Origin of the sequence: Rathayibacter sp. Leaf299 (assembly GCF_001423055.1) — a bacterium.
Taxonomy (GTDB): domain Bacteria; phylum Actinomycetota; class Actinomycetes; order Actinomycetales; family Microbacteriaceae; genus Rathayibacter; species Rathayibacter caricis.
Map to the genome: position 1 here is coordinate 1,121,033 of NZ_LMNT01000001.1, position 23,522 is coordinate 1,144,554.

Genomic DNA, 23,522 nt, shown 5'->3' on the forward strand with positions numbered 1-23,522 from the left:
ACCCGCCGGTAGGCTCGTCGCGCCTATGAACCGGATCACCGTCGCCCTCCTCGCCGCCTTCGACGCCGCGCTCTCGGCTCTCCTGGGCATCGCGATCACGCTCGTCCCGCTCACCGTCCTCTGGGCGGTGCAGTACGACACGGCCGTCGACTGGGCCGTGTTCTGGCGCCTCGCGGCCGACGCCTGGCTGATGGGCCACGGTGCCGACCTGCGGGCGAGCCTCGCCCCCGACTCGGCGCTCGCTCTGGGGCTGCCCGGCGGCACGGACGCCTTCACCGTCACGATCGCGCCCCTCGCCTTCGCGCTGCTCGCGATCCTCCTCGGCGCCCGCACCGGTCGACGGGCGCAGGAGTCGCCGTTCCGCTTCATCGGGTTCACCGCGGCGATCGCCACCTACTTCGCCATCGCGTTCCTGGTGACGCTCGGGTCCGCCACGGAGTCGGCGACGATCGCCCCCGTGCAGGGTGCCGTCCTGCCGCCGCTCGTGTTCGGTCTCGGTGTCGCGATCGGGGCGGTCCTCCACTCCGCCCGCAGCGGAGAGAGGGACCGGCTCGGCGAGCTGGTCTCGGACGCGGCGGCCCGGCTGCCGGAGCCCGCGCTCCCGCTCGTGCTCACGTCGCTGCGAGCCGGAGCGCTGGCGGCAGCCGGCGTCGTCGGCGCTGCCGCGGTGCTCGTCGCCGTGCTCCTCGTCGTCGGGTACACCTCGGTCGTCGCGCTCTACGAGGGTCTGGGCTCGGAGGCGCTCGGCGGGCTCGTGCTGACGCTGGGGCAGCTGGCCTTCGTGCCCGACCTCGTGATCTGGGCGGCGAGCTGGCTGATCGGGCCGGGCTTCGCCCTCGGCGCGGGCTCGTCGGTCGGACCGGCCGGGACCCTGCTCGGGCCCGTGCCGTCGATCCCGTTCCTCGGAGCCCTGCCGCAGGGGGACCTGCCGTTCGGGTTCCTCGGACTCCTCGTCCCGATCCTCGCCGGGTTCCTCGCGGGCTGGCGGGTCCGCCGCCCGCTGATCGAGGCGCTCGACGGCCGCTCGCTCCTGCGCTGGGGCGCGGTCGCGGCGGCCGGCACCGGAGTGGTCGGGGGCGTCGTCCTCGGGCTGCTCGCCTGGGCGGCGGCGGGCTCCGCCGGGCCGGGGCGGCTCGCGGTCGTGGGGCCGGATCCGCTCGTCGTCGGCGCGATCGCCGCGCTGGAACTGGCCCTCGCCGCCGGGCTCGGTCTCGCCGCGGGCAGGCCCCCGCGCGACTGAGCGCGGTGGTCCGGGGCGGAGGCCTCCCCCTAGACTTGCGCAGTGCTGAAGCTCGTCGTACTGATCTCCGGCGGCGGTTCCAACCTCCGCGCCCTCCTGGAGGCGACCCGGGACGACCGCTTCCCGGCGCGCGTGGTCGCCGTCGGCAGCGACACCGACGCCGAGGGGCTGCGGCACGCGGAGGCGTTCGACGTCCCCTCCTTCACCGTCACCCCGCACGCCTTCGCCTCCCGCGATGCGTGGGGCGAGGAGCTGCTCGCGAGCATCCGCGAGTGGGAGCCCGACCTCGTGGTCTGCGCGGGATTCATGCGGATCCTGCCTCCCGTCGTCGTCGACGCCCTCAGCCCGCGGATGATCAACACCCACCCCGCCCTGCTCCCGCTGTTCCCCGGTGCCCACGCCGTGCGCGACGCGCTCGCGGCCGGCGCGACCGAGACCGGCGTCACCGTGCACGTGATCGACACCGGAGTCGACACCGGCCCGGTGATCGCCCAGGAGAGCCTCGCCGTGCTCCCCGGCGAGAGCGAGCACGCTCTGCACGAGCGCATCAAGACCATCGAGCGTCGCCTGCTGGTGCAGACGGTGCTCGACATCGCCCACGGAACCGTCGATCTCGAGGAGCTCGCCCGAGCATGAGCATCACCGCCCACGACCCCAGCAGCTACGACGACCGCGACGTCGTCCCCGTCCGCCGAGCGCTGATCTCGGTCAGCGACAAGACCGGGCTCCTCGAGCTCGCGGCGGCGCTCGCCGCCTCCGGTGTCGAGCTCGTCTCGACCGGATCGACGGCCGCGACGATCCGCGACGCGGGCCACGAGGTGACCGACGTCTCCTCCGTCACCGGCTTCCCGGAGTCGCTCGACGGCCGCGTGAAGACGCTGCACCCCGCCGTGCACGCCGGCATCCTCGCCGACCTCCGCCTCGCCTCGCACCGTGAGCAGCTCGAGCAGCTCGACATCGCCGCGTTCGAGCTCGTCGTCGTCAACCTGTACCCGTTCCGCGAGACGGTCGCCGGCGGAGCGGACCCCGCGACCGTCGTCGAGAACATCGACATCGGCGGACCCGCGCTCGTCCGCGCGTCGGCGAAGAACCACGCGAACGTGGCGATCGTCGTCGACCCGGCCGACTACTCCGGAGTCGTCGCCGCCCTGGCCGACGGCGGCACCACCCTCGCCGCCCGCCGCACCCTCGCGGCCCGCGCCTTCGCGCACACCGCCTCGTACGACTCCGCCGTCGCCGCTTGGTTCGCCGGGCAGGAGGGCGACGGATCGGAGTTCGGCGGCGCCGTCGAGATCCGCGGCACACTGAAGCAGGTCCTCCGCTACGGCGAGAACTCGCACCAGAAGGCCGCGCTCTACGTGTCGCCCGACGGCACCGGCATCGCCCAGGCCGAGCAGCTGCACGGCAAGGAGATGTCGTACAACAACTTCGTCGACGCCGACGCGGCCGTCCGCGCGGCCTACGACTTCGTGCTCCCCGCCGTCGCGATCATCAAGCACGCGAACCCCTGCGGCATCGCGATCGCGAGCACGAAGGCCCTCGACCCCATCGCCTCCGCGCACCGCCGGGCCCACGAGTGCGACCCGGTGTCGGCCTTCGGAGGCGTCATCGCCGCGAACCGCCCCGTCACCCTCGCCATGGCCGAGACGGTCAAGGAGATCTTCACCGAGGTGCTGGTCGCCCCCGCCTTCGAGCCCGAAGCGCTCGAGGTGCTCAAGACCAAGAAGAACCTGCGGCTGCTGCAGCTCCCCTCCTTCTACGCGCCGGTCGAGACCGAGTTCAAGCAGATCTCGGGCGGCGTCCTCATCCAGGAGCCCGACCGCTTCACGGGAGGCCCGGGCGAGGTCAGCTCCGGCTGGGAGCTCGTCGCCGGCGAGCCCGCCGACGCCGACACGCTCCTCGACCTCGAGTTCGCCTGGAAGGCCTGCCGCGCCGTGAAGTCCAACGCGATCCTCCTCGCCAAGGGCGGCGCCTCCGTCGGCGTCGGCATGGGCCAGGTCAACCGCGTCGACTCCTGCCACCTCGCCGTCACCCGCGCCGGCGACCGCGCCCCCGGCTCCGTCGCCGCCTCCGACGCCTTCTTCCCCTTCGCCGACGGCCTCGAGGTCCTCCTCGCCGCCGGCGTGAAGGCCGTCGTCCAGCCCGGCGGCTCCGTCCGCGACGCCGAGGTCATCGACGCGGCGAAGCGCGCGGGGATCACGATGTACACGACGGGGGAGCGGCACTTCTTTCACTGAGCGCTTCGCGCTCAGTGAGTGCGTTCTTCCACGCCGCTCCTCGCGCGGCGTGGCGCGGTCGGGTTCGCGACGGGGTGCGTTGCAGAGAGCGGGGTGCGTCGCCCGCCGCGGGAATCGCTTGGCACGCGATTCCCGCTGAGCGGGCTCGCCCTTCGGGCATCAACCTATCCAGGACTCGGAGCCTGCCGGGAGTCGGGGTGTGCCTCGCCCTGTGGGCGTCGAGTTCTCGTGTCCTCGCCCTGCGGGCGTCGAGTTGTGGTGTCCTCGCCCTGTGGGCGTCGAGTTGTGGTGTCCTCGCCCTGTGGGCGTCGAGCTGACGTGTGCCTCGCTCCGAGGGCGCCGGGTTCCTCAACGCCCGGCTTCGAGGGTGTCGAGTGCTGCGGCGGCGGACGGCGCTGTCGAGCAGTGAGTGGTCGCGATCCGGACGCAGGCCGGTGGGTGGAGAGCGTTTCGCGTCCAGTCGGAGGCGGACGCGGGGGTGACTGGTCGTGAAGCGGTGCTCGGGCGGGGGCGGGGGCCCGGCGCGCGCCCAGTCGTGAGGCACGGGCAGGACGGTGCTTCGTGCGGCAGTCGCGGCGGCGCGCCTGAGAGGTGTCGAGGGGGCGGTCGGGGAGGGGCGGAGGAGAGCGCGTAGGGTCGGCGGGTGCCTACCGACTCGACGCCCGACATCGTGACCGCCCCCACGCTCGGACGGAGGGTGCTGCCGGCGATCGCCGCGGCGGCGGCGACGGCGGTCGCGGCGCACACGGCGAATCTGCTCGCGTTCTTCGTCGGCAACCAGCTGCAACCCTCGTCGCTGGCGCAGGTGAACGCCTACTTCCTGCTCTCGACCGTCCTGGCCTTCGTGGTGCTGGCGGTCCTGGCGGTCGCCGGACTGCTCGCGCGGCGGTGGACCGCGGCGATCGCGGGACTGCTCGCGGGAGTGGTCGGCGCGCTCTCCGGCACGCTCGTGCAGGCGTCCGCGAGCGGCGCTCCGATCGACGGGACCGTCTGGATGTCGATCCTGGCGACGCTGGGCGGTCTGAACCTCCTCTTCCTGGTGGCGTTCACCGTCGCGGCCGCCACGCTCGGCCGCCGGATCGCCCTGTCGCTGGCGCCCGCCCGCGAGGAGCGGGAGGCGCCCGCGCGCCGCATCGCGATCATCCGCCTGCCGACCCCGAATCTCGGCGACGGGGAGCTCACCCACCTCGAGCGCGTGCCGGTCGACCAGGTGGCCGCCGAGGCGCAGTACGAAGAGTACGTCGACGCCCTCGAGGACGCGGGGTGGGAGATCGTCCAGGCCGCGTTCGCGCCGGAGCACCCCGACTCCGTCTTCGTCGAGGACGCGGTGGTCGTGTTCGGCTCGCACGCCGTCCTCGCCCGCTCGGGTGCCGAGTCGCGCCGGGGCGAGAGCGCCGGTGCCGAGGAGGCGGCGCGGGCCCTCGACCTCACCGTGCACCGCCTGGAGGCCCCCGCCACCCTCGACGGCGGGGACGTGCTGAAGATCGGCCGGACCGTGTACGTGGGCCGCGGCGGGCGGACGAACGCCGAGGGAGTCGCGGCGCTGCGCTCGATCCTCCGCCCGCTGGGATGGACGGTGGTCGCGGTGCCGCTCACGAAAGCGCTGCACCTCAAGAGCGCGGTCACGGCTCTGCCGGACGGCACGGTCATCGGCTGGGAGCCCGTCGTCGACGAGCCGCGGCTCTTCCCCTCCTTCCTGCCGATGCCGGAGGAGCCCGGCGCGCACGTCGTCGTGCTCGACGACGACACCCTGCTGATGGCGGCCTCGGCGCCCCGCAGCGCCGAGCTCCTCCGCGGGCTCGGCTACACCGTCGTCGCGGTCGACATCTCGGAGTTCGAGAAGCTGGAGGGCTGCGTGACCTGCCTGTCGGTGCGCGTGCGCTGACACGGCGGGGAGCGGTGGCCCGGTGCGGGAAGCGGGCCGACCTGCCGAGGACGCCATCCCGCGACAGCGTCCCCCGGCCCGGGTGGACACCTCCGCGAGACCGGGTATAGCCTGCAAGGCTGCCCGGAGCCGGACTCCGCGGCACTCGTCCTCTCCGGCGCCCGACAGCGCCCTCCGCTCCTCGCCGCGAAAGCACTCCTGTGTCCGCACCCTCCTCCCCGTCCGCACCGTCGTCCCCGACAGCCCAACGCCCCAGCACGCTGACGGTGCTGCTGCGCCTGTTGCCGTTCGTCGGCGACACCCTGCCGCGCCTCAGCCTCGGCATCGTGGTCGCCCTCGTGGCGAGCCTCGTCTCGCTGGCCATCCCGATCGTCCTCCAGCGACTCGTCGACGGGCCGCTGACCGACGGAGCGAGCTCCGGTGATCTCGGTCCGCTGATCGGACCCGTGCTGCTGGTCCTCGGCCTCGGCGTGCTCGAAGCGGTCGCGATCGCCCTCCGCCGCCGGATGGTGCTGACCCCGAGCACGCGGGTCGAGGCCCGGATGCGCACCGCGCTCTACCAGCGCCTGCAGGACCTGCCCGTCTCGTTCCACGACCGCTGGCAGAGCGGCCAGCTGCTGTCCCGCGCCGTGAGCGACCTGAGCCTCATCCGCCGCTGGATCGCCTTCGGCTTCGTGCTGCTGGTCGTGAACGCCCTGACGATCCTCGTCGGCTTCGGCGTGCTGGTGTACTGGAACCCGATCCTCGGCGTCCTCTTCATCGTCTGCTCGATCCCCGTCTGGATCTACGGCTTCCTCTTCGAGAAGCGCTACTCGAGCATCGCCCGTCGCAGCCAGGACCAGGCCGGCGATCTCGCGACCACTGTCGAGCAGTCGGTGCACGGCATCCGCGTGCTGAAGGCGTTCGGCCGCGGCAAGCACGCCCTCGAGGGCTTCGCCGATCAGGCGGAGCTGCTGCGCGGCACCGAGATCGCCAAGGCCAAGGCCATCGCGGGGATCTGGCTGATCCTCCTGCTCGTGCCCGATGTGGCGTTCGCGCTGTGCCTGCTCGGCGGAGTGTTCCTCGCCGCCGACGGTCAGCTGAGCGTCGGCGAGCTGTTCGCCTTCTTCGCCACAGCCACGGTGCTGCGCTGGCCGGTGGAGTCGATCGGGTTCCTCCTGTCGATGACCTTCGACACGCGCACCGCCGTCGACCGCTACTTCGAGGTGATGGACAGTCGCAACACGATCACCGATCCGGAGGCGCCCCAGACGATCGCCCGGCCGCGCGGCCGGGTCGTGTTCCGCGACGTCCACTTCCGCTACCAGGACGCACCCGACAGCACCGCCGACCTGCTCGACGGCGTCGACCTCGAGGTCGAGCCGGGCGAGACGATGGCCCTGGTCGGAGTGACGGGGTCGGGCAAGACGACGCTGACCGCGCTCCTTCCGCGCCTCTACGACGTGACCGCCGGCTCGATCGAGATCGACGGAGTGGACGTGCGCCGCTTGCGCCGCGAGGAGCTCCGCTCGCACGTGGGCATGGCTTTCGAGGACGCCACGCTCTTCTCGACGTCCGTCCGCGAGAACGTGCTCCTCGGGCGTCCCGAGGCGAGCGAGGAGGAGCTGCTCGAGGCGCTCGAGATCGCCCAGGCCGATTTCGTGCACTCCCTCCCCGACGGCCTCGACACCACGGTCGGCGAGGAGGGGATGAGCCTCTCCGGCGGGCAGCGGCAGAGGCTGGCCCTCGCCCGGGCGATCGCCGCGCGGCCGTCGGTGCTGGTGCTCGACGACCCGCTGTCGGCGCTCGACGTCGACACCGAGGCCCGGGTCGAGGCGGGCCTGCGCCGCGTCCTCGGCGACACGACCGCCCTGATCGTCGCCCACCGTCCGTCCACGGTCGCGCTCGCCGACCGCGTCGCGCTCCTCGAGGAGGGGCGCGTCACCGCCGTCGGCACCCACAGCGAGCTGCTGGCGACGAGCCCCCACTACCGCTTCGTCGTCTCGAGCCTCGAGGAGGACGAGCAGTCCAGGGCGCCCGGCGCCGAGCGCGTCGGCTCCCGGCCCGCCCCGATCGATCAGGAGAGCACCTCATGAGCACGCTCGGCTCCCTCGAGGAGCGCGACGACCTCACGCGCGCCGAGTCCGCGGCGATGCGCCGCCGCTCGCTGCGACTCCTCGGGTCGCTGCTGCGGCCGCTGCGGGTGCGACTGATCCTGACCGCGGTGGTGGTCGTGGTCTCCACCGCGGCGCAGGTCGCCGGACCTGCGCTCATCGCGGCCGGGATCGACAACGGCCTGCCCGCGGTGCTCGACGGCGATGCGACTCCGCTGCTGCTCGCCGTCGGGGCGTACATCCTCACCGGGCTCACCGGCGCCCTCCTGGTCGCCTGGTACACGGTGCTGTCGGCGCGGGTGAGCCAGGCGATCCTCCTGGACCTCCGCAAGCGCGTGTTCCTGCACACGCAGCGGCTCAGCCTCGAGTTCCACGAGAACTACACCTCGGGCCGCATCATCTCGCGGCAGACGAGCGACCTCGACTCGATCCGCGAGCTGCTCGACTCGGGCATCAACCAGCTCGTCCAGGGCGCGCTCTACATGGGCTTCGTGGCGATCGCGCTCGTCTCGCTCGACCCGCCGAGCGGTCTCGTGCTCGCCGGCGCACTCGTCCCGCTAGCGATCCTGACCCGCTGGTTCCAGAAGCGGTCGCAGGCGCTGTTCCGCGGCACCCGCGTCGCGTCGTCGCGGCTGATCGTGCAGTTCGTCGAGACGATGACCGGCATCCGCGCCGTGCAGGCCTTCCGCACCGAGACGCGCAACGAGTCGGTGTTCGGCGAGCTCGTCGAGCGCTACCGCGTCACCTACAAGCGCGTGTTCGCGCTCTTCGGGACCTTCGATCCCGGCCTCGTGCTGATCGGCAACGTGACCGTCGCGGTCGTCCTGCTGCTGGGCGGCATCCGCGTGCTCGACGGCGGGCTCGAGATCGGGGCCCTGCTCGCGGTCCTGCTCTACACGCGCCGCTTCTTCGACCCGATGGAGGAGATGGCGATGTTCTACAACTCCTACCAGTCGGCCGCCGCGGCCCTCGAGAAGATCTCGGGCGTGCTGGCGGAGGAGCCGAGCGTGCCGGATCCCGCGCGACCGGTCGACCTCTACGAGGCACGGGGGCGCATCGGGTTCGAGGGCGTGCGCTTCGCGTACACGGCCGATCGGGAGATCCTGCCGCGCTTCGACCTCGACATTCCCGCCGGGCAGACGATCGCCCTCGTCGGATCGACCGGTGCGGGCAAGTCGACCCTGGCGAAGCTGCTCTCGCGCTTCTACGACCCGACCGACGGAGTGGTGACCCTCGACGGCGTCGACCTGCGGCAGCTGCACCCGAAGGACCTCCGCCGCGCAATCGTGATGGTGACGCAGGAGGCGTACCTCTTCTCGGGCTCCGTCGCCGACAACATCGCGATCGGCCGGCCCTCGGCCACCTACGACGAGATCGTGGGCGCTGCGAAGGCGGTCGGGGCGCACGAGTTCATCGTGTCGCTGCCGGACGGCTACGACACCGACGTGAACAAGCGCGGCGGCCGCGTCTCGGCCGGGCAGCGCCAGCTGATCTCGTTCGCGCGCGCGTTCCTCGCGGACCCGGCGGTGCTCATCCTCGACGAGGCGACGTCCTCGCTCGACATCCCGAGCGAGCGGCTCGTGCAGCAGGGCCTGCAGACGCTGCTCGCCGATCGGACCGCGGTGATCATCGCGCACCGGCTGTCGACGGTCGCGATCGCCGACCGGGTGCTGGTGATGGAGCACGGGCGCATCGTCGAGGACGGGACTCCGGCCGACCTGATCGCCGGGGAGGGCCGCTTCGCCGTGCTGCACGCCGCCTGGCGGGACTCGCTGGTCTAGGCGCCGGCGGACGGACCGCTCCAGCGAGCGGTCCGCACGTCGACGCGGTAGCCGCTCGGCGTCTCGACCAGCGGGGTGCCCTCCCGCTCGTACTCCGCCCGGGCGCGGTCCTCGTGGCCGATCGGAGGAGCGCCGCCGGAGCGGACGACGCGCCACCACGCGGTGCCGGAGCCGTATCGGGCCATCACGGTGCCGACCGCCCGGGCGGCACGGGTCCCGAGGACCGCGGCGACGTCTCCGTAGGCCATCACGTGCCCGCGAGGGATCGACTCGACGACGGCCAGCACGGCCGTGACGAAGTCGGGTGCGCCTCCGGCTCCTGGGTCGATCCGGTCGGACGATCCGTCCCGGAGGTCCCGAGGGGTCAGAGCTTCAGAGCCCCGATGTTCTCGCCGTACGGGGTCTCGCCGACGACCTCGAAGCCGACCCAGCGGAAGAACTGGTCGGGACCGTCCTCGCCGGACTCCCAGATCACGGTGAGGGTGTCGAAGCCCCGGCTGCGCGCCTCGTCGGCGGCGGCGCGGACGGCGAAGGTGCCGACTCCGCGGCCCTGCTTCGCCGCGTCGATGTTGATGCGCCAGATGCAGCTGCGGAACTCCTCCGCGGCGTTCTCGTCGAAGTGCGCGTGGAGGAATCCGACGAGCTCGTCGCCGTCGAGGATCGCGCGCTGCCAGGCGGCTCCGGGATCGATCACGGCCGCGGCGGCGGAGTAGGAGACGGGCGCGACGAACTGCTCCTGGCCGGGTTTGAGGCTCAGGCCGTTGACGGCGGAGATGTTCGAGGCCGACAGCTCTTCCAGACGCAGTGCACTCATGCGGTCAATCTAGCGGGCCGGTCGGCGGGCGGCATCCTCCCGGCGGACGACGCATCGCCCGGCGACCCGGCCGCTCCCCGGAACTCTCTCGACGTCGAGACAGTTGGCCCCTCGGGTAAGCTGGTTGAGGCCGTGTGACGCGGCCGAGAGCCGCCCGTCCCGCGCAGAGGCGGGGCGCTTCACGAGACCATGGGAGAGCAATGTCCAAGATCAAGGTTGAGGGAACCGTCGTCGAGCTCGACGGCGACGAGATGACGCGGATCATCTGGCAGAAGATCAAGGACACCCTCATCCACCCGTACCTCGACGTGAATCTCGAGTACTACGACCTCGGCATGGAGCACCGCGACGCGACCGACGACCAGGTCACGATCGACGCGGCGCACGCCATCCAGAAGCACGGCGTGGGCGTCAAGTGCGCGACCATCACGCCCGACGAGGCGCGGGTCGAGGAGTTCGGCCTGAAGAAGATGTGGAAGTCGCCCAACGGCACGATCCGCAACATCCTCGGCGGCGTGATCTTCCGCGAGCCGATCATCATCTCGAACATCCCGCGCCTCGTGCCGGGCTGGAACAAGCCGATCATCATCGGCCGCCACGCCTTCGGCGACCAGTACCGCGCCACGGACTTCGTCTTCAAGGGGAAGGGCACGCTCACCGTCGAGTTCACCCCCGAGGACGGCTCCGAGCCGATGAAGTTCGAGGTCTACAAGGCGCCCGACGACGGCATCGCGCAGGTCCAGTACAACCAGGACGCGTCGATCCGCGACTTCGCGCGCTCGTCGCTGAACTACGGGCTGACCCGCAACTACCCGGTCTACCTCTCGACGAAGAACACGATCCTGAAGGCCTACGACGGCCGCTTCAAGGACATCTTCGAGGAGATCTTCCAGACCGAGTTCAAGGAGCGCTTCGACGCTGCCGGCCTGACCTACGAGCACCGCCTCATCGACGACATGGTCGCCTCGGCCATGAAGTGGGAGGGCGGCTACGTCTGGGCCTGCAAGAACTACGACGGCGATGTGCAGTCCGACACCGTGGCGCAGGGCTTCGGCTCGCTGGGCCTCATGACCTCGGTCCTCTCGACGCCCGACGGCTCCGTCGTCGAGGCCGAGGCGGCGCACGGCACGGTCACGCGCCACTACCGCCAGCACCAGGCGGGCAAGCCCACCTCGACGAACCCGATCGCCTCGATCTACGCCTGGACGCGCGGCCTCGCGCACCGCGGCAAGCTCGACGGCAACCAGGAGCTCATCGACTTCTCGCTCGCGCTCGAGGACGTCGTCATCAAGACGGTCGAGTCCGGCAAGATGACGAAGGACCTCGCGTTGCTCGTCGGCCCCGACCAGGGCTGGCAGACGACGGAGGAGTTCCTCGCGACGCTCGACGAGAACCTCAAGGCGCGCATGTCGGCGTAGCCCGCCTCCGGCTCGCAGAGCACGCTTCGGCCCGCAGGATCCTCGGATCCCGCGGGCCGACCGCGTTCCCGGGGTCCGGAGGTGCTCAGAGCACGCGGGCGAGCCGATCCAGAGCCGCCATCGCGTCCGGCCCCGAGGGCATGAGCACGACGCTCGCGGCGCCGGCGTCGTGGAGCTGCGCGATCCGCGCGCGGGCAGCCGAGGGGGTGCCGACGACCGCCAGCTGGTCGACCCACTCGTCGGGCAGGTCGCGGACGAAGGCGGCGCGATCGGCGCTCCGCTCGCGCAGGGCGCGGAACTCGGCCGCGAAGGGCAGCGGGTCGATGTGCGGCGCCCAGTCCGGCTCGCCGATCCACTCGAGGCCGGGGCGGACGCGGTCGCGCGCCGCCGAGGCGTCGTCGTCGACGGCGGCCACGTTGTAGGCGACCACGCGGCCCCCCGTGCCGAGGTGCCCGCGGGCGGTGGCGAGGTACTCCGGAGTGACCGGCTCGGCGAGCACGACGCCGTCGGCGATGCGGCCGGCCAGCTCGAGCGAGCGGGGTCCGCGGACGCCGGCGAGCAGCGGCGGGAGCACCGTCGGCGGGGTCTCGAGACGGAGCGAGTCGACCGCGACGTAGCGGCCGTCGCGCGTCGTCTCCTCGCCCGAGAGCAGGGAGCGGACGGCGTCGAACTGCTCCTCGAGGAGCGTGAGGGGGCTGGCCGGCCAGATGCGCAAGCCGCGCATCCAGTGCGGCATGCCGTGCCCGATGCCGGCGTGCACGCGGCCGGGGAACAGCTCGGCGAGCGTGCCCAGCTCCATGGCGGTGAACGCGGCGGCGCGGGCGGCGGCGGGCAGGATGCCGATGCCCACGACGATCCGCTCGGTCGCGGCGAGGACGGCCGCGGCCTGGGCGATGCCGCCGCGGAAGCCGAGGTCCTCGACGACCCAGAGCTCGTCGAAGCCCGCGGCCTCGGCGCGGCGGGCGTAGGGGAGGACCTGCGAGGCGGTGAGATCACGGGGGAGCAGGAGTCCGACGGCGGCGTCGGGAGTCGTGGCGCGCATGGTGCCAGCGTACGGCGGTGCCGCCGCACGCGACGGCGGGGCGGCCGCTCGCGCGCGCCGCCCCGCCGGAGGGTCCGAGCTACTCCGAGTGCGCCTCGCTCAGCTGCACCTGCTCGGGGTGCGAGGTCGAGACGACCTCGATCTTGCGGGAGCGCGCCTTCTCGGACACGGGGATCGTGACCGACAGCACGCCGTTGTCGTACGACGCCGAGATGCGCTCGGTGTCGACGCCCTGGCCCAGGCTCAGCTGGCGCACGAAGGTGGCCGACTGGCGCTCCCGAGTGATCCAGGTGACTCCGTCCCCGCTCGAGACGGTGCGCTGCGCGCGGATCGTGAGCAGCTGCCCGTCGACGTCCACATCGACGGATCCGGGGTCGATGCCCGGCAGGTCGGCGGTGAGCACGTAGTGGTCACCGTCGCGGTACAGGTCGATCGGCATGCGGCGGGGGCCCTGGCCCGAGCCGAAGAGGGCGGAGGCGAAGCGGTCGAGCTCGCGGACGGGGTCGTAGGTGACGGCCATGGGAATCACTCCATTCGGTCTGGCAACGGATGAGTCTCGAGTTGAGCCGACTCGACTCAACTGCCTCGAATTTAGCACTCGACCCCGGAGAGTGCCAACGGGAGGCGTCACCCTTTCAGGTACTTCGTTACCTGTTCGTAACAGAGCCCGGCAATCGAGTTCGTAGGGTCGTTTCTATGCGGGAACCGATCCGGTTCTCAGCGACTGCGAGTAGAGGACATCGTTTGCCGATCCAGCCCTTCCACCCACCGAGAGTCCGACGCGCGGAGAGGCGGATCCTCGCGGGTCTGGCCGCCCTCGGCGTCGCCGCCTCCGCCGCCTTCGCCGCCACGGGCGCCAGCGCCGCCCCCGTGATCGGGAGCGCCTCCCTCGTCGGCGGCCTCTCGTCGCTGCAGAACTTCGACGACGGCGACTACGTCGTCACCCTCGTCGAGCCGTCCGCCGCGACCTACGAGGGCACCGATGCCCGCTTCGCCCGCACCGCACCCGACGCCGGGGCGCAGCTGCAGGCCCGCTCCGCTCCGGTGGAGGACTACGCCGAGCACCTGGAGAAGCGCCAGGACGCCGTCGCCGCCGCGGTCGACGCGCGGATCGGCTACCACTACACGGTGGCCCTCAACGGCTTCTCGGCCACCCTCACCGGCGCGCAGGCGAGCGTCCTCGCGAACCGCAAGGACGTCGCGCAGGTGCGCGAGATCGAGGACCTCACCCTCGACCGGGCTCGCGGAGCCGCTCAGACCGCTCCGCTGGTCACGGCGGAGCCGGGCGCCGGCACTCCCGTGCCCGACACCGGGCAGCAGCGCTCGACCGACTTCCTCGGCCTCGAGGGCGAGGACGGCGTCTGGAACGCGGTCGGCGGCGTCGACGCCGCGGGAGCGGGCATCGTCGTCGGTGTCATCGACTCCGGCATCGCGCCCGAGAACGCCTCGTTCGACGGACCGCCCCTGGCCACGTCGCCGGGAGCCGCGCCGTACACGGACGGCGAGACCATCACCTACCGCAAGTCCGACGGCGGCGAGTTCGTCGGCGCGTGCGAGACCGGCTCCGACTCCTCCCAGCAGTGGGACGGCGACGAGTGCAGCCAGAAGCTGATCGGCGCGCGCTGGTTCCTCGGCGACTCCGAGAAGGTCGGCTCGGACGACAACCCCGAGTTCCTGTCTCCCCGCGACGCCGACGGGCACGGCTCGCACACCGCGAGCACCGCCGCCGGCAACGTCGACGTCGAGGCGAGCGTCGACGGTTACGACTACGGCACCATCTCGGGTGTCGCCCCGGCGGCGAAGGTCGCGGCCTACAAGGTCTGCTGGAACGGCGACGTCGAGGGCACGGACGACGACGACTTCTGCTCCGGCCCCGGCATCCTCGGCGCGATCGAGGCGGCCGTGACGGACGGCGTCGACGTGATCAACTTCTCGATCGGCGGCGGCTCCGCGACCTCCACGCTCACCCTCTACGACGAGGCGTTCCTGAACGCCGCGGCGGCGGGCGTCTTCGTGGCGGCCTCCGCGGGCAACTCGGGCCCCGACGCCTCGACCCTCGACCACGCCTCGCCGTGGTACACCACGGTCGCCGCGTCCTCGATCCCGTCGTACACGGCGACCGCCACCCTGGGTGACGGTCAGGCGTTCGTCGGCGGCTCCATCTCGGTCCACGAGGACCTGGAGGCTCCGCTGGTGAACAGCGCCGACGTCGTTCGCTCCGGCACCGAGACGCCCGAGATCTGCGCGCCCGGCACGCTGGACCCCGACAAGGTGAAGGGCGCCGTCGTGGCCTGCACCGCGGGCACCACCGCGCGCGTCTCCAAGTCGGCCGAGGTCGAGCGGGCCGGCGGCGTCGGCATGCTGCTGCTGAACCCGACCCCCAACGCGCTGCACGTCGACGACCACTCGGTCCCGTCCATCCAGATCGACTCCCAGGCCTACGAGGCGATCACCGAGTACGCCTCCACCGACGGCGCGACCGTCGAGCTCAGCGAGGGCAACCTCACGGGCGCCGAGATCCCCGTCCCGCAGGTCGCCGGCTTCTCGTCGCGCGGCCCTGCCGAGGCCGACGGCACCGACGTGCTCAAGCCCGACCTCACGGCTCCCGGAGTCGCGATCCTCGCCGACTCCTTCAACGAGGAGGGCGACGACCCGGCCTTCGCGTTCGAGTCGGGGACCTCGATGTCCTCGCCGCACGTGGCGGGCCTCGCGGCGCTGATCCTCGGCGTCTCTCCGACCGCCTCCCCGTCGGCCGTGAAGTCGGCCATGATGACGACCGCGTACGACAGCGTCGACCAGGCGGGGAACCCCTCCACCGACGTCTTCGCGCAGGGCGCCGGACACGTCGACCCGACCGCGTTCCTGGACCCGGGACTGCTCTACGAGAGCGGCCCGACCGACTGGATCGCGTTCCTCAAGGGCGCGGGCTACGTGTTCGACCCCGACTTCGCGGTCGACGCCATCGACCCGTCCGACCTGAACCAGCCCTCGATCGCCATCGGCTCGCTCGCGGGCACGCAGACGGTCACGCGCACGGTCACCGCGACCGGTCCCGGCGTGTACACCGCCTCGATCGACGTGCCCGGGATCGATGCCGTCGTCTCGCCCCAGACCCTGACCTTCGGGGCGGCGGGCGAGAGCGCCGAGTACACGGTCACCTTCACGACCGAGGACGCCGGGCTCGCCGAGTTCGCGACGGGCTACCTCACCTGGACGAGCGCCGAGCACGAGGTGCGCAGCCCCGTGGCCGTGCGCCCGGTGCTGCTCGACGCGCCGTTCGAGGTCTCGGGGTCCGGTTCGACCGGATCCACGACCGCCACGATCACGCCCGGCATCGACGGCGCGCTGCCGCTCTCGCCGAGCGGACTCGCCCGGGGAGTGCTGGCCGAGGACGAGTCGGCCGAGGACGGCCACTCGGGCGTCCTGCCCGCGGGGGAGACGTTCGTGACGAGCGTCGAGGTGCCCGAGGGTGCGACCTTCGCGCGCTTCGACCTCGATGCGATCGACGACACGTCCGACCTGGACCTGTACGTCGAGCTGCTGGACGCCGACGGTGAGCCCGCAGGCGAGGCCGTCTCGGCCACCGCCTCCGCCGACGAGCGGGTCGACCTCGACTCGCCGGACGCGGGCACCTACCGGGTGACCGCCGACATCTACGCGGTCGGATCCGACGACACCGTCGCCTTCGACCTGCGCAGCTTCGTCGTCACCGAGGAGGGCGGCCTCGGCTCGCTCACGACCGAGCCCGAGACCGTGGACGCCGTGCTCGGCGAGCCCACGTCGTACTCGGTCTCATGGTCGGACCTGGCGGGCCCCGCGCAGTACCTCGGGCGCATCGCCTACGCGGACTCGGGACTCGCGACGCTCGTGAGCGTCGACGTGACCGAGGACGTCTCGCCCGGACCGCAGCCGACCGCGACGCCCACGGCCGAGCCGACCGCGACCCCGACCGCGGAGCCGACCGCGACGCCCGCGCCGACCGGTGCACCGGAGCCGACCGCGACTCCGACCGCCGGACCGACCGCCGGCCCCGCGCCGACGTCGTCGCCGACCTCCGGACCGGGCCTGCCCGGCACCGGCGGACCGGGTCACCTGCCCTCGACGGGCTTCCAGGGAGGGCTCCTCGGAGCCGCCGCGCTGGCGCTGATCGGCGCCGGAGCGGTCATCACCGGAGTCCGACGCCGCGCCGTGGCGCTGCGTGAGGAGACCGCGGCGGAGTAGTCGCCCGCTCGACACGACGGCCGTCCTGCTCGCTCCTCCGGGAGCGGCGGGGCGGCCGTCCGTCGTCGGTGGCGCTTCCGGGAGATCGAGCGCCGTCGCTGGCGCTGCTACGAGATCGAGCGGCGCCCGGCGATGACGCCCGAGACGATCGCGACGACGCCGAACGCGATCGCGACGACCGGCTGCCCGAGATCGAGCCAGGCGAGCGCCGCGGCTCCGAAGACGAGGAGCTCGATCAGGGAGCGGCCGTAGACGTCGATCGCGAGGACGGCGCGCGGCGAGAGGAAGAGCGCCCAGACGAGAGCGGCGAGAACGGGAGCGCCGATGCCGACGACGATGTTCAGTGGCACGTCGAAGCTGCTGAAGCCCCAGAGGCCGAACGTGATCAGCGCGAACAGCTCGAGCACGAAGCGCACGACGGCGTTCGGGCCGATCCGGGGGTCGCGGTCCGCTGCGGTCGCTCTCGCTGGATTCACGCCGACCATGCTAACCGGCCCGCCCCGGCGGAGCCCGAGAGTCTCTTGCCCGCTCGGAAAGTCTCTGCAAGACTTTCCACTATGGAAAACGACGACATCCTCCGCGAGCTGTCCGCCGACCGTGCCCGTCTGGCCGACCGCGTCCGCACCCCCTGGTGGCTCGCAGTCGGCTTCGGCCTGGTCGCCGCACTCTTCGTGGTGCGCCCCGCCGCCGGCGAGGACCTGCCCGGCGGGATCCTGCCCGCGCTCGCCCTCGGCGCCGTGCTGCTCTGGGCCTACCGTCGCGCGACCGGCGTCGCGCTCGGACGCCTCGGCGCGATGCCGTGGCTGCTCACCGGCGCGGCACTCGTCCTGGTGCTCGCGCTCTACAGCGTCGCCCTCGGGTTCGCCTCGTTCGATCTGCACGGCTGGGTGGCCCTGCCGACGGCGGTGGCGTTCGCGGTCGGAGTCGGCGCCACCTCCGCCTTCACCGCCTCGGCCCGCGAGCGGATGCGCCGTGTCCGCTGACGCGCGGTTCGACGAGGTCATCCACGCGCCGCTCCGGCTGCGCATCTGCGGCCTGCTGCGGGCCGGCGACGGAGTCGACTTCGGCGTCCTGCGCGACACCCTCGGAGTGAGCGACGCGACGCTCTCGAAGCATCTGAAGGTCCTCGCCGACGCCGGCTTCACGAGCAGTCTCAAGAGTTCGTCCTCCGCCCGGAGCGACTCGCGGCGCGTGACGTGGGTGTCGCTGACCCGACCCGGAGCCGCCGCGTTCGACTCGCACGTCCGGGCCCTCCGAGCCATCACCCTGGGGGAGTGACGCCTCCGCCGTCGCCCGGGCTTCCCATACTCTCGACCGGAGAGTATTCTCGTGATCATGACACCTCCGCTCCCGCCGACGGCGTTCTGGATCCTCACCGTGCTGTCGCGGGGGAGGAGGCACGGCTACGCGATCCTGGCTGAGGCCCGCGAGCTCTCGTCGGGAGACGCGGTGCTGAAGGTGCCGACGCTCTACTCCGCCCTCGAGCGCCTCGCGGCAGACGGCCTCGTGGCGGTCGACGGCGAGGAGGTGTCGGACGGACGGCTGCGGCGGTTCTTCCGGCTGACCGGCGCCGGGGCCGCGGCCCTCGCCGCGGAACTCGGCCGGCTCGAGACGATGGTCGAGCAGGCGCGGGCGGGTCTGTCCGCGCGGCCCGAGGGAGTGACGGCATGAGCGCCGAGCGGAGCTACCGCCGTCTCCTCCGCTGGTACCCGGAAGACTGGCGACGCGAGCACGGCGATGTGGTGCTCGGGATGCTCCTCGACGACGCGGAGGCCCACGGCCGCGAGCACCCCGCTCGCGGTGAGGCTCTGCACCTCGTGATCGACGGCATCGCGCATCACTCCTGGCGTCGGAGCGACCGTCGGAGGACGACGGCCGCAGCACTCGTCGTTGCGGCGGTGCTCGCCCTCCTCTACGCGGTCACGGTCACGTGGAGCGACGGCCGCGTCGCCGGGGGCTTCCTCGGCCCCTTCTCGAATCCGACGGTCCTCGTCGCGGCGGGTCTCTCGGTCGCCGCCGGTCTGGCCGTGACGGGGCGGACGGCAGCGGCTCGCCTCCTGGCACTCGCCTGCGTCGTCGGCCTCGTGGTCCTCGTCGCGGCGGCGACGACGAACGGGTGGAGGGGACCCGGTGCGCCGGTCCTCGCTGTCCTCGCTCCGCCCGCACTGTGCGGCGCGTTCCCGTCCCGCGGCGTCGCCGGCGTGGCACGGGACACGGTCGCGGCCCTCGTCCTCGCCGCAGCTCTGGTCCTTGCAGGGGCCGCAGCGAGCTACTCGGTCGTGATCGTCGCGATGGTGGCCCCGGAGCTCGTGCTGTCCTTCGTCGCCCCGGACCAGCGTGCCGTCGAGCTCGCGGTCCTGGCCGTCCTCGCGATCCCCCTGGCGCTCGCCGCGAGGCTGCCGCTGCGCCGGGCCGCGCCCGCCGTATCGGCAGCGGCCGCGGGCGCCGCTACTTGAAGATGATCGTGCGCGCCCCGTCGAGCAGCACGCGGTCCTCCGCGAACCACTTGACCGCCTGGGTGAGGGTGCGGCTCTCCTCGTCCTGACCGATCGCGACGAGCTGCGCGGGGGAGTGCGAGTGGTCGACGCGCACGACGTTCTGCTCGATGATCGGACCCTCGTCGAGGTCGCTCGTGACGAAGTGGGCGGTCGCGCCGATCAGCTTCACGCCGCGCGCGTGCGCCTGCTTGTAGGGGTTCGCGCCCTTGAAGCCGGGCAGGAACGAGTGATGGATGTTGATGGCGCGGCCGGCCAGGCGCGCGCAGAGCTCGGGGGAGAGGATCTGCATGTAGCGCGCGAGCACGACGAGCTCGATGTCGTGCTGCTCGACGACCTCGACGACCCGCTCCTCGAACTCCCGCTTCGACTCCGGCGACACGACCGGGCGCGACTCGAACGGCACTCCGTAGAACTCCGCGAGATCGCGCAGCACTCCGTGGTTCGACAGGATCAGCGGCACGTCCACGGCCAGCTGACCGGCGCGCTGGCGGAACAGCAGGTCGTTGACGCAGTGCGCCGCGGTCGAGGCCAGCACCAGGGTCCGCAGGGGACGCCCGACGACGTCCAGCCGCCAGGTCATCCCGTAGTGCTCGGTGATGGGCTGGAGCGCCCGTTCGAACTCCTCGCGGGTCACCGGCGACTCGACCTGCAGGCGCATGAAGAAGCGGCCGGTGTCAGCGCTCGAGAACTGCTGGCTCTCGGTGATGTTGCCGCGCGCGTGCACGACCGCGCCCGAGACGGCGTGGACGATGCCGGGCAGGTCCGGGCACGCGAACGTGAGGGTCCAGTGGTTGCCGGGACCTCCGTCGCCGACCCCGGTGAACTCGGTGCCGGTGGGCACGGGCCGGTCGGAGGCGGGCGCTGCGGGGTCGGACTGCATCCGCCCAGGATAACGGCCGGGAGCCGTCCGTCCTGGACCCCTCCCCACGCCCGCGGGTAGGCTGGCAGCGGTCGTCGGCACTCCCCGCGGCCCCGGGCGCGCACGACGGCGCGCAGCCGATCCTCCGCCCTCGGGCCGCCACCGCCTCGAGCGGAGCCGCCGCCGCGGCAGGACTCGCCTCTCGGAGCACTCCGATGTCCTCACCCGTCCTCCCCGTCCGCACCGCGCCGCCGACCGCCCGCGACCGCTTCCCCTGGCCGCCGCTCCTCGTCCTCTCGAGCGTGATCTTCCTGTCCGTGACCGCCGAGATGATGCCCACCGGGCTGCTGCCGGAGCTCGGTGCGTCGTTCGGCGTCTCCCCGGCGCAGGCGGGTCTGCTCGTCACCGTCTTCGCGTTCACCGTGGTGCTCTCGAGCACTCCGCTGGCGCTGCTCACCCGCCGCGTGCCCCGGCGCACCCTCCTGCTCGCGGTCCTCGTCGTGCTCACGCTGGGCACGGTCGCGACGGCGCTCGCGCCCAGCTACCCCCTCCTCATCGCGGCCCGGATCGTCGGCGGCGCGGGGCACGGGCTCTTTTGGGCGGTCGTCGGCGCCTACTCCGCCCGCCTCGTCCGCCCGCGCGATCTCGGGCGGGCGGTGGCGGTCACCTTCGCGGGCGGCACGCTCGCCTTCGTCCTCGGCGTGCCGCTGGGCACGGCGCTCGGGCAGCTCGTCGGCTGGCGGGTGTCGTTCCTGATCGTGGCCGGGCTGATGGCGGTGGGGGTCCTGCTGGTCCTCCGCGTGCTCCCGAGCGTCGAGACCCCCGTCCCGACCACCACCACGGGCTCGATCCAGGCGCTGCGGCCCGGCCGCGGCGTCGGCGCGGTCGCCGTGCTCTGCGTCGCGGTCGCCGTCGCGATGACCGGCCACTACGCCTTCACCACCTACCTCGTCCCCTTCGCGACCGAGCGGATGGAGGCGCCCGCCGGGGCGGTGTCGCCGCTGCTCTTCGTCTACGGAGCCGCCGGAGCGGTCGGACTCGTCATCGCCGGCACGCGTGCGGTCACCCGCCGACCGGTCGCCGCCCTCCTGCTCGCGCTGAGCGTCGTCCTCGTCTCGTCCGTCGTGCTGAACCTGGCGCCGGCGCAGCCCCTCTTCGCGCTGCCCGCCTTCGCGATATGGGGAGTCGCGTTCGGGGTGCTGCCCTCGCTGCTGCAGACGCGACTGCTGCAGGTGGCGGATCCGCTGATCCGCGACATTGCGACGGCGGTCTACACGGCGTCGTTCAACGCCGGGATCGGAGCGGGAGCGCTGGTCGGCTCGGTCGTCTACGGGGCGTTCGGCCTCGAGAGCACCGCCGTGGTCTACGCGGCGGGACTCGTGCTGGCCGTGGCACTGCTGGCGGCCGCGTCCTGGAGGACCCGCACCCGCGTGGTCGCCTCGGCCCCGTAGCGGCCGTCCGAGGAGGCGTACCTCACGCCGACGCGGTGCTCGCCGGCGGCGAGGTCGAGTGAGACCGTGAATCCCGGGGCTCGTGCAGAGACACTGCGCCGGAGCACGCCGTCGACGAGCACGTCCACCTGTCCGGTCGCCGACAGCACGACGAGCGGGACCCCGTCGCCGGCGCTCGCCGTGGCCGGAGCGAGCGGTCGCGGAGCCTGCAGCCGGACGGTCACCGGGGCGCTGCGCCCGTCGGAGACGGCGACGATCGTCGTGGCGCCCGGAGGGAGGGGCAGCGGCTCGATCGACCAGGTGCCGTCGGCGTCGGCGCGGGTCGAGGCGCGGACCGCGCCGCCGGCCGCGTCCTCGACGGTCACCACCGCGCCCGGAGCGGCCGTGCCGTGCGCGTCGGGGAGGAGCCTCCCGGAGGGGTCCGCTGTCAGGGCGAGGGTCGGAGGTGCAGCCGTCGGGACGGCGGTCGGCGTCGGACTCGTCGGAGCGGGGGTCGGCGTCGACGGTGTCGGGGTCGGTGTCGGCGTTCTCGACGGGGTCGGTGCGGGGGTCGCCGGGAGCGAGGCCGTCGGTGTCGGCCGCGGCGAGTCCGTCGTCGTCGGGACGGGGGACGGGACGGCCGTCACGGGTGCGGTCGGACCGGGCTCCGGCACCACGGCGCTCGGCTCCGGCGCGGGGCGTGGGGCGGGTGCGGGCGCGGGTGCCGCGACCGGCTGCGGACCGAGCGCGACGGCGGTGGACGGCGACGCGCCGGCCGTGGCGGTCGGGGTCGGCGAGGCGACGGTGTCCGGCGTCGCCGCGAGGTCGGTCGGCGCCGACGCCTCGATGGTGACGGGGGCGACGGGTGCCACCGCGACCTGCTGCTCAGCGGGCGGTCCCGCCGGCGGCAGGAGCGCGGCGAGAGCGAGACCCGCGGTGACGACCCCCGTCACGGCCACTGCGGCGATGAGAGACGCGCTCGCTCCCGCGCCGGCCGACACTCCGACCACCGACGCACCCGCTCCGCTCGCGGACGCACCCGCTCCGCTCGCGGACGCCCCGGCCGCCGCACCCGCCGACGCCCCTGCAGCACCGCCCGCCGCGCCGTACGCCGCCGCCCCGCCGACTCCCGCCGCGAGAGGCAGCAGCAGCATCGCCAGCCGTGCGCCCGCTCCCGCCGCCTCGGCGAGGGCCGCGCGGCAGGACTCGCACGTCGCGAGATGAGCGTCCGCCCGCCGCCGGTCCCGGATCGGCAGCCGCCCGCGAGTGTGCGCGCCCGCTCGCTCGAGGACCCACCGGCACTCGCCGTCGGCCGCGCTCGCGGCCACGTGCTCCTGGATCCACGCCCCGCGCAGGCCCTCCCGGGCGCGGTGCCCGAGCGCGGCCACTCCGTTCGGTCGCAGGCCCAGCAGCGGTGCGGCCTCGGCCGGGCTCATCCCCTCGACCGCCGTGTACCAGAGCACCTCGCGCCAGCGGGCGGGTAGTGCGCGGAAGGCGCGCACGCCGAGATCGCGGTCCAGCGCTGCGAGGGCGCGCTCCTCCGGTCCGTCCTCGGGGGTCGCCACGTCGTCCTCGAGCGGCCGCTCCCGCGCTCCGCGCCGCCCCCAGCTGGACGCGACGTTGCGGACGGAGGTGAAGAGGTAGGGGCGGAAGGCGCCGTCGGGTCCGCCGCCGCGGGCGAGCGCGTCGAGGGTGCGGAGGAACGCCTCCGACACGAGGTCGTCGGCGTCGAGGGTGGACCACGCCCGTGCGACGGACCGAGCCGCGGGCGCGTGCCGTCGCCACAGCTCGGCCGAGGCCGCCGCGTCGCCCTCCCGCACCCGGTCGATCAGCTCGGCGTCGCCCGCCGAGCCGGCGTGGGAGCGGTCGGACCGCCCGAGCCGCGGGCCCGGAGTCGCCCTGTGCGCGTTCGCCACAGCACCCTCCTCCGCTCGTCGACCCGACGATCCTGCCAGCGAGCCGAGTGATCGTCGGGTTCTGTCGCGCAGTGGAGCGCGGCCTGCG

Annotated in this window: 20 protein-coding genes; 13 read left to right on the forward strand and 7 right to left on the reverse strand. The window is 73.1% G+C overall.

Annotated features, from left to right (window positions below; genetic code table 11):
- Window positions 1-25: 25 nt before the first annotated feature.
- The 6 genes from ASF48_RS05305 (at window position 26) to ASF48_RS05330 (ending at window position 9,236) form a co-directional block, all read left to right on the forward strand.
- A complete protein-coding gene (locus ASF48_RS05305) occupies window positions 26-1,240 on the forward strand; it encodes a cell division protein PerM (RefSeq protein ID WP_055787515.1) in 1,215 nt (404 codons plus the stop codon).
- Between the two features lie 42 nt (window positions 1,241-1,282).
- On the forward strand, window positions 1,283-1,876 hold the full coding sequence (gene purN / locus ASF48_RS05310) for a phosphoribosylglycinamide formyltransferase (protein ID WP_055787518.1): 594 nt from the start codon (window positions 1,283-1,285) through the stop codon (window positions 1,874-1,876).
- The gene (gene purH / locus ASF48_RS05315; protein WP_055787521.1) at window positions 1,873-3,477 is read left to right on the forward strand and encodes a bifunctional phosphoribosylaminoimidazolecarboxamide formyltransferase/IMP cyclohydrolase; all 1,605 of its coding nucleotides are present in this window, start codon (window positions 1,873-1,875) and stop codon (window positions 3,475-3,477) included. Before purN ends, purH begins: the two co-directional genes overlap by 4 nt.
- A gap of 643 nt (window positions 3,478-4,120) precedes the next feature.
- Window positions 4,121-5,362: a dimethylargininase gene (gene ddaH / locus ASF48_RS20050; protein WP_327205434.1), complete on the forward strand. Its 1,242-nt coding sequence runs from the start codon at window positions 4,121-4,123 to the stop codon at window positions 5,360-5,362.
- A gap of 266 nt (window positions 5,363-5,628) precedes the next feature.
- A complete protein-coding gene (locus tag ASF48_RS05325) occupies window positions 5,629-7,437 on the forward strand; it encodes an ABC transporter ATP-binding protein (protein ID WP_055787525.1) in 1,809 nt (602 codons plus the stop codon).
- A complete protein-coding gene (locus ASF48_RS05330) occupies window positions 7,434-9,236 on the forward strand; it encodes an ABC transporter ATP-binding protein (protein WP_055787528.1) in 1,803 nt (600 codons plus the stop codon). The genes ASF48_RS05325 and ASF48_RS05330 overlap by 4 nt, the downstream gene beginning before the upstream one ends.
- Here ASF48_RS05330 and ASF48_RS05335 read toward each other — a convergent pair.
- Both ASF48_RS05335 and ASF48_RS05340 read right to left on the reverse strand, forming a co-directional pair.
- Window positions 9,233-9,523 (reverse strand): MGMT family protein, encoded by a 291-nt coding sequence (locus ASF48_RS05335; protein WP_268788498.1) that lies wholly within the window; start codon window positions 9,521-9,523, stop codon window positions 9,233-9,235. The two genes, ASF48_RS05330 and ASF48_RS05335, sit on opposite strands and share 4 nt — an antisense overlap.
- Before the next feature lie 77 nt (window positions 9,524-9,600).
- A complete protein-coding gene (locus ASF48_RS05340) occupies window positions 9,601-10,050 on the reverse strand; it encodes a GNAT family N-acetyltransferase (protein WP_055787533.1) in 450 nt (149 codons plus the stop codon).
- Between the two features lie 200 nt (window positions 10,051-10,250).
- Between ASF48_RS05340 and ASF48_RS05345 the strand changes: the two genes are divergently transcribed.
- Window positions 10,251-11,468 (forward strand): NADP-dependent isocitrate dehydrogenase, encoded by a 1,218-nt coding sequence (locus ASF48_RS05345; RefSeq protein WP_055787536.1) that lies wholly within the window; start codon window positions 10,251-10,253, stop codon window positions 11,466-11,468.
- 85 nt (window positions 11,469-11,553) lie between these two features.
- Here ASF48_RS05345 and ASF48_RS05350 read toward each other — a convergent pair whose 3' ends face one another.
- Both ASF48_RS05350 and ASF48_RS05355 read right to left on the reverse strand, forming a co-directional pair.
- On the reverse strand, window positions 11,554-12,510 hold the full coding sequence (locus ASF48_RS05350; protein WP_055787539.1) for an LLM class flavin-dependent oxidoreductase: 957 nt from the start codon (window positions 12,508-12,510) through the stop codon (window positions 11,554-11,556).
- A 79-nt stretch (window positions 12,511-12,589) separates the two neighbouring features.
- On the reverse strand, window positions 12,590-13,030 hold the full coding sequence (locus tag ASF48_RS05355; RefSeq protein ID WP_055787542.1) for an Hsp20/alpha crystallin family protein: 441 nt from the start codon (window positions 13,028-13,030) through the stop codon (window positions 12,590-12,592).
- 224 nt (window positions 13,031-13,254) lie between these two features.
- Here ASF48_RS05355 and ASF48_RS05360 point away from each other — a divergent pair, with 224 nt between their 5' ends.
- Window positions 13,255-16,731, forward strand: a complete 3,477-nt coding sequence (locus ASF48_RS05360; protein ID WP_055787552.1) for a S8 family serine peptidase — start codon at window positions 13,255-13,257, stop codon at window positions 16,729-16,731.
- Between the two features lie 107 nt (window positions 16,732-16,838).
- Here the strand turns inward: ASF48_RS05360 and ASF48_RS05365 are convergent, their stop codons facing one another.
- Entirely contained in the window at window positions 16,839-17,207 is a 369-nt protein-coding gene (locus ASF48_RS05365) for a YrdB family protein (protein WP_235577183.1), read from the reverse strand.
- Between the two features lie 81 nt (window positions 17,208-17,288).
- Between ASF48_RS05365 and ASF48_RS19855 the strand changes: the two genes are divergently transcribed.
- The 4 genes from ASF48_RS19855 to ASF48_RS05385 are packed head-to-tail and all read left to right on the forward strand — an operon-like array spanning window position 17,289 to window position 19,187.
- Window positions 17,289-17,714: a hypothetical protein gene (locus ASF48_RS19855; RefSeq protein ID WP_055787558.1), complete on the forward strand. Its 426-nt coding sequence runs from the start codon at window positions 17,289-17,291 to the stop codon at window positions 17,712-17,714.
- Entirely contained in the window at window positions 17,704-18,009 is a 306-nt protein-coding gene (locus tag ASF48_RS19860) for a transcriptional regulator (RefSeq protein WP_055787560.1), read from the forward strand. Before ASF48_RS19855 ends, ASF48_RS19860 begins: the two co-directional genes overlap by 11 nt.
- Before the next feature lie 57 nt (window positions 18,010-18,066).
- Window positions 18,067-18,402, forward strand: coding sequence for a PadR family transcriptional regulator (locus ASF48_RS05380; protein ID WP_055788976.1), 336 nt, complete (start codon window positions 18,067-18,069; stop codon window positions 18,400-18,402).
- On the forward strand, window positions 18,399-19,187 hold the full coding sequence (locus tag ASF48_RS05385) for a hypothetical protein (RefSeq protein ID WP_055787563.1): 789 nt from the start codon (window positions 18,399-18,401) through the stop codon (window positions 19,185-19,187). Before ASF48_RS05380 ends, ASF48_RS05385 begins: the two co-directional genes overlap by 4 nt.
- Here the strand turns inward: ASF48_RS05385 and purU are convergent.
- A complete protein-coding gene (gene purU, locus ASF48_RS05390) occupies window positions 19,180-20,109 on the reverse strand; it encodes a formyltetrahydrofolate deformylase (protein ID WP_082480998.1) in 930 nt (309 codons plus the stop codon). The two genes, ASF48_RS05385 and purU, sit on opposite strands and share 8 nt — an antisense overlap.
- Before the next feature lie 194 nt (window positions 20,110-20,303).
- On the opposite strand from purU, the gene ASF48_RS05395 reads away from it, so the two are divergent.
- Window positions 20,304-21,539, forward strand: coding sequence for an MFS transporter (locus ASF48_RS05395; RefSeq protein ID WP_055787564.1), 1,236 nt, complete (start codon window positions 20,304-20,306; stop codon window positions 21,537-21,539).
- Here the strand turns inward: ASF48_RS05395 and ASF48_RS05400 are convergent.
- Entirely contained in the window at window positions 21,452-23,434 is a 1,983-nt protein-coding gene (locus ASF48_RS05400) for a sigma-70 family RNA polymerase sigma factor (RefSeq protein ID WP_055787567.1), read from the reverse strand. The genes ASF48_RS05395 and ASF48_RS05400 overlap by 88 nt on opposite strands.
- Between the last annotated feature and the right edge of the window lie 88 nt (window positions 23,435-23,522).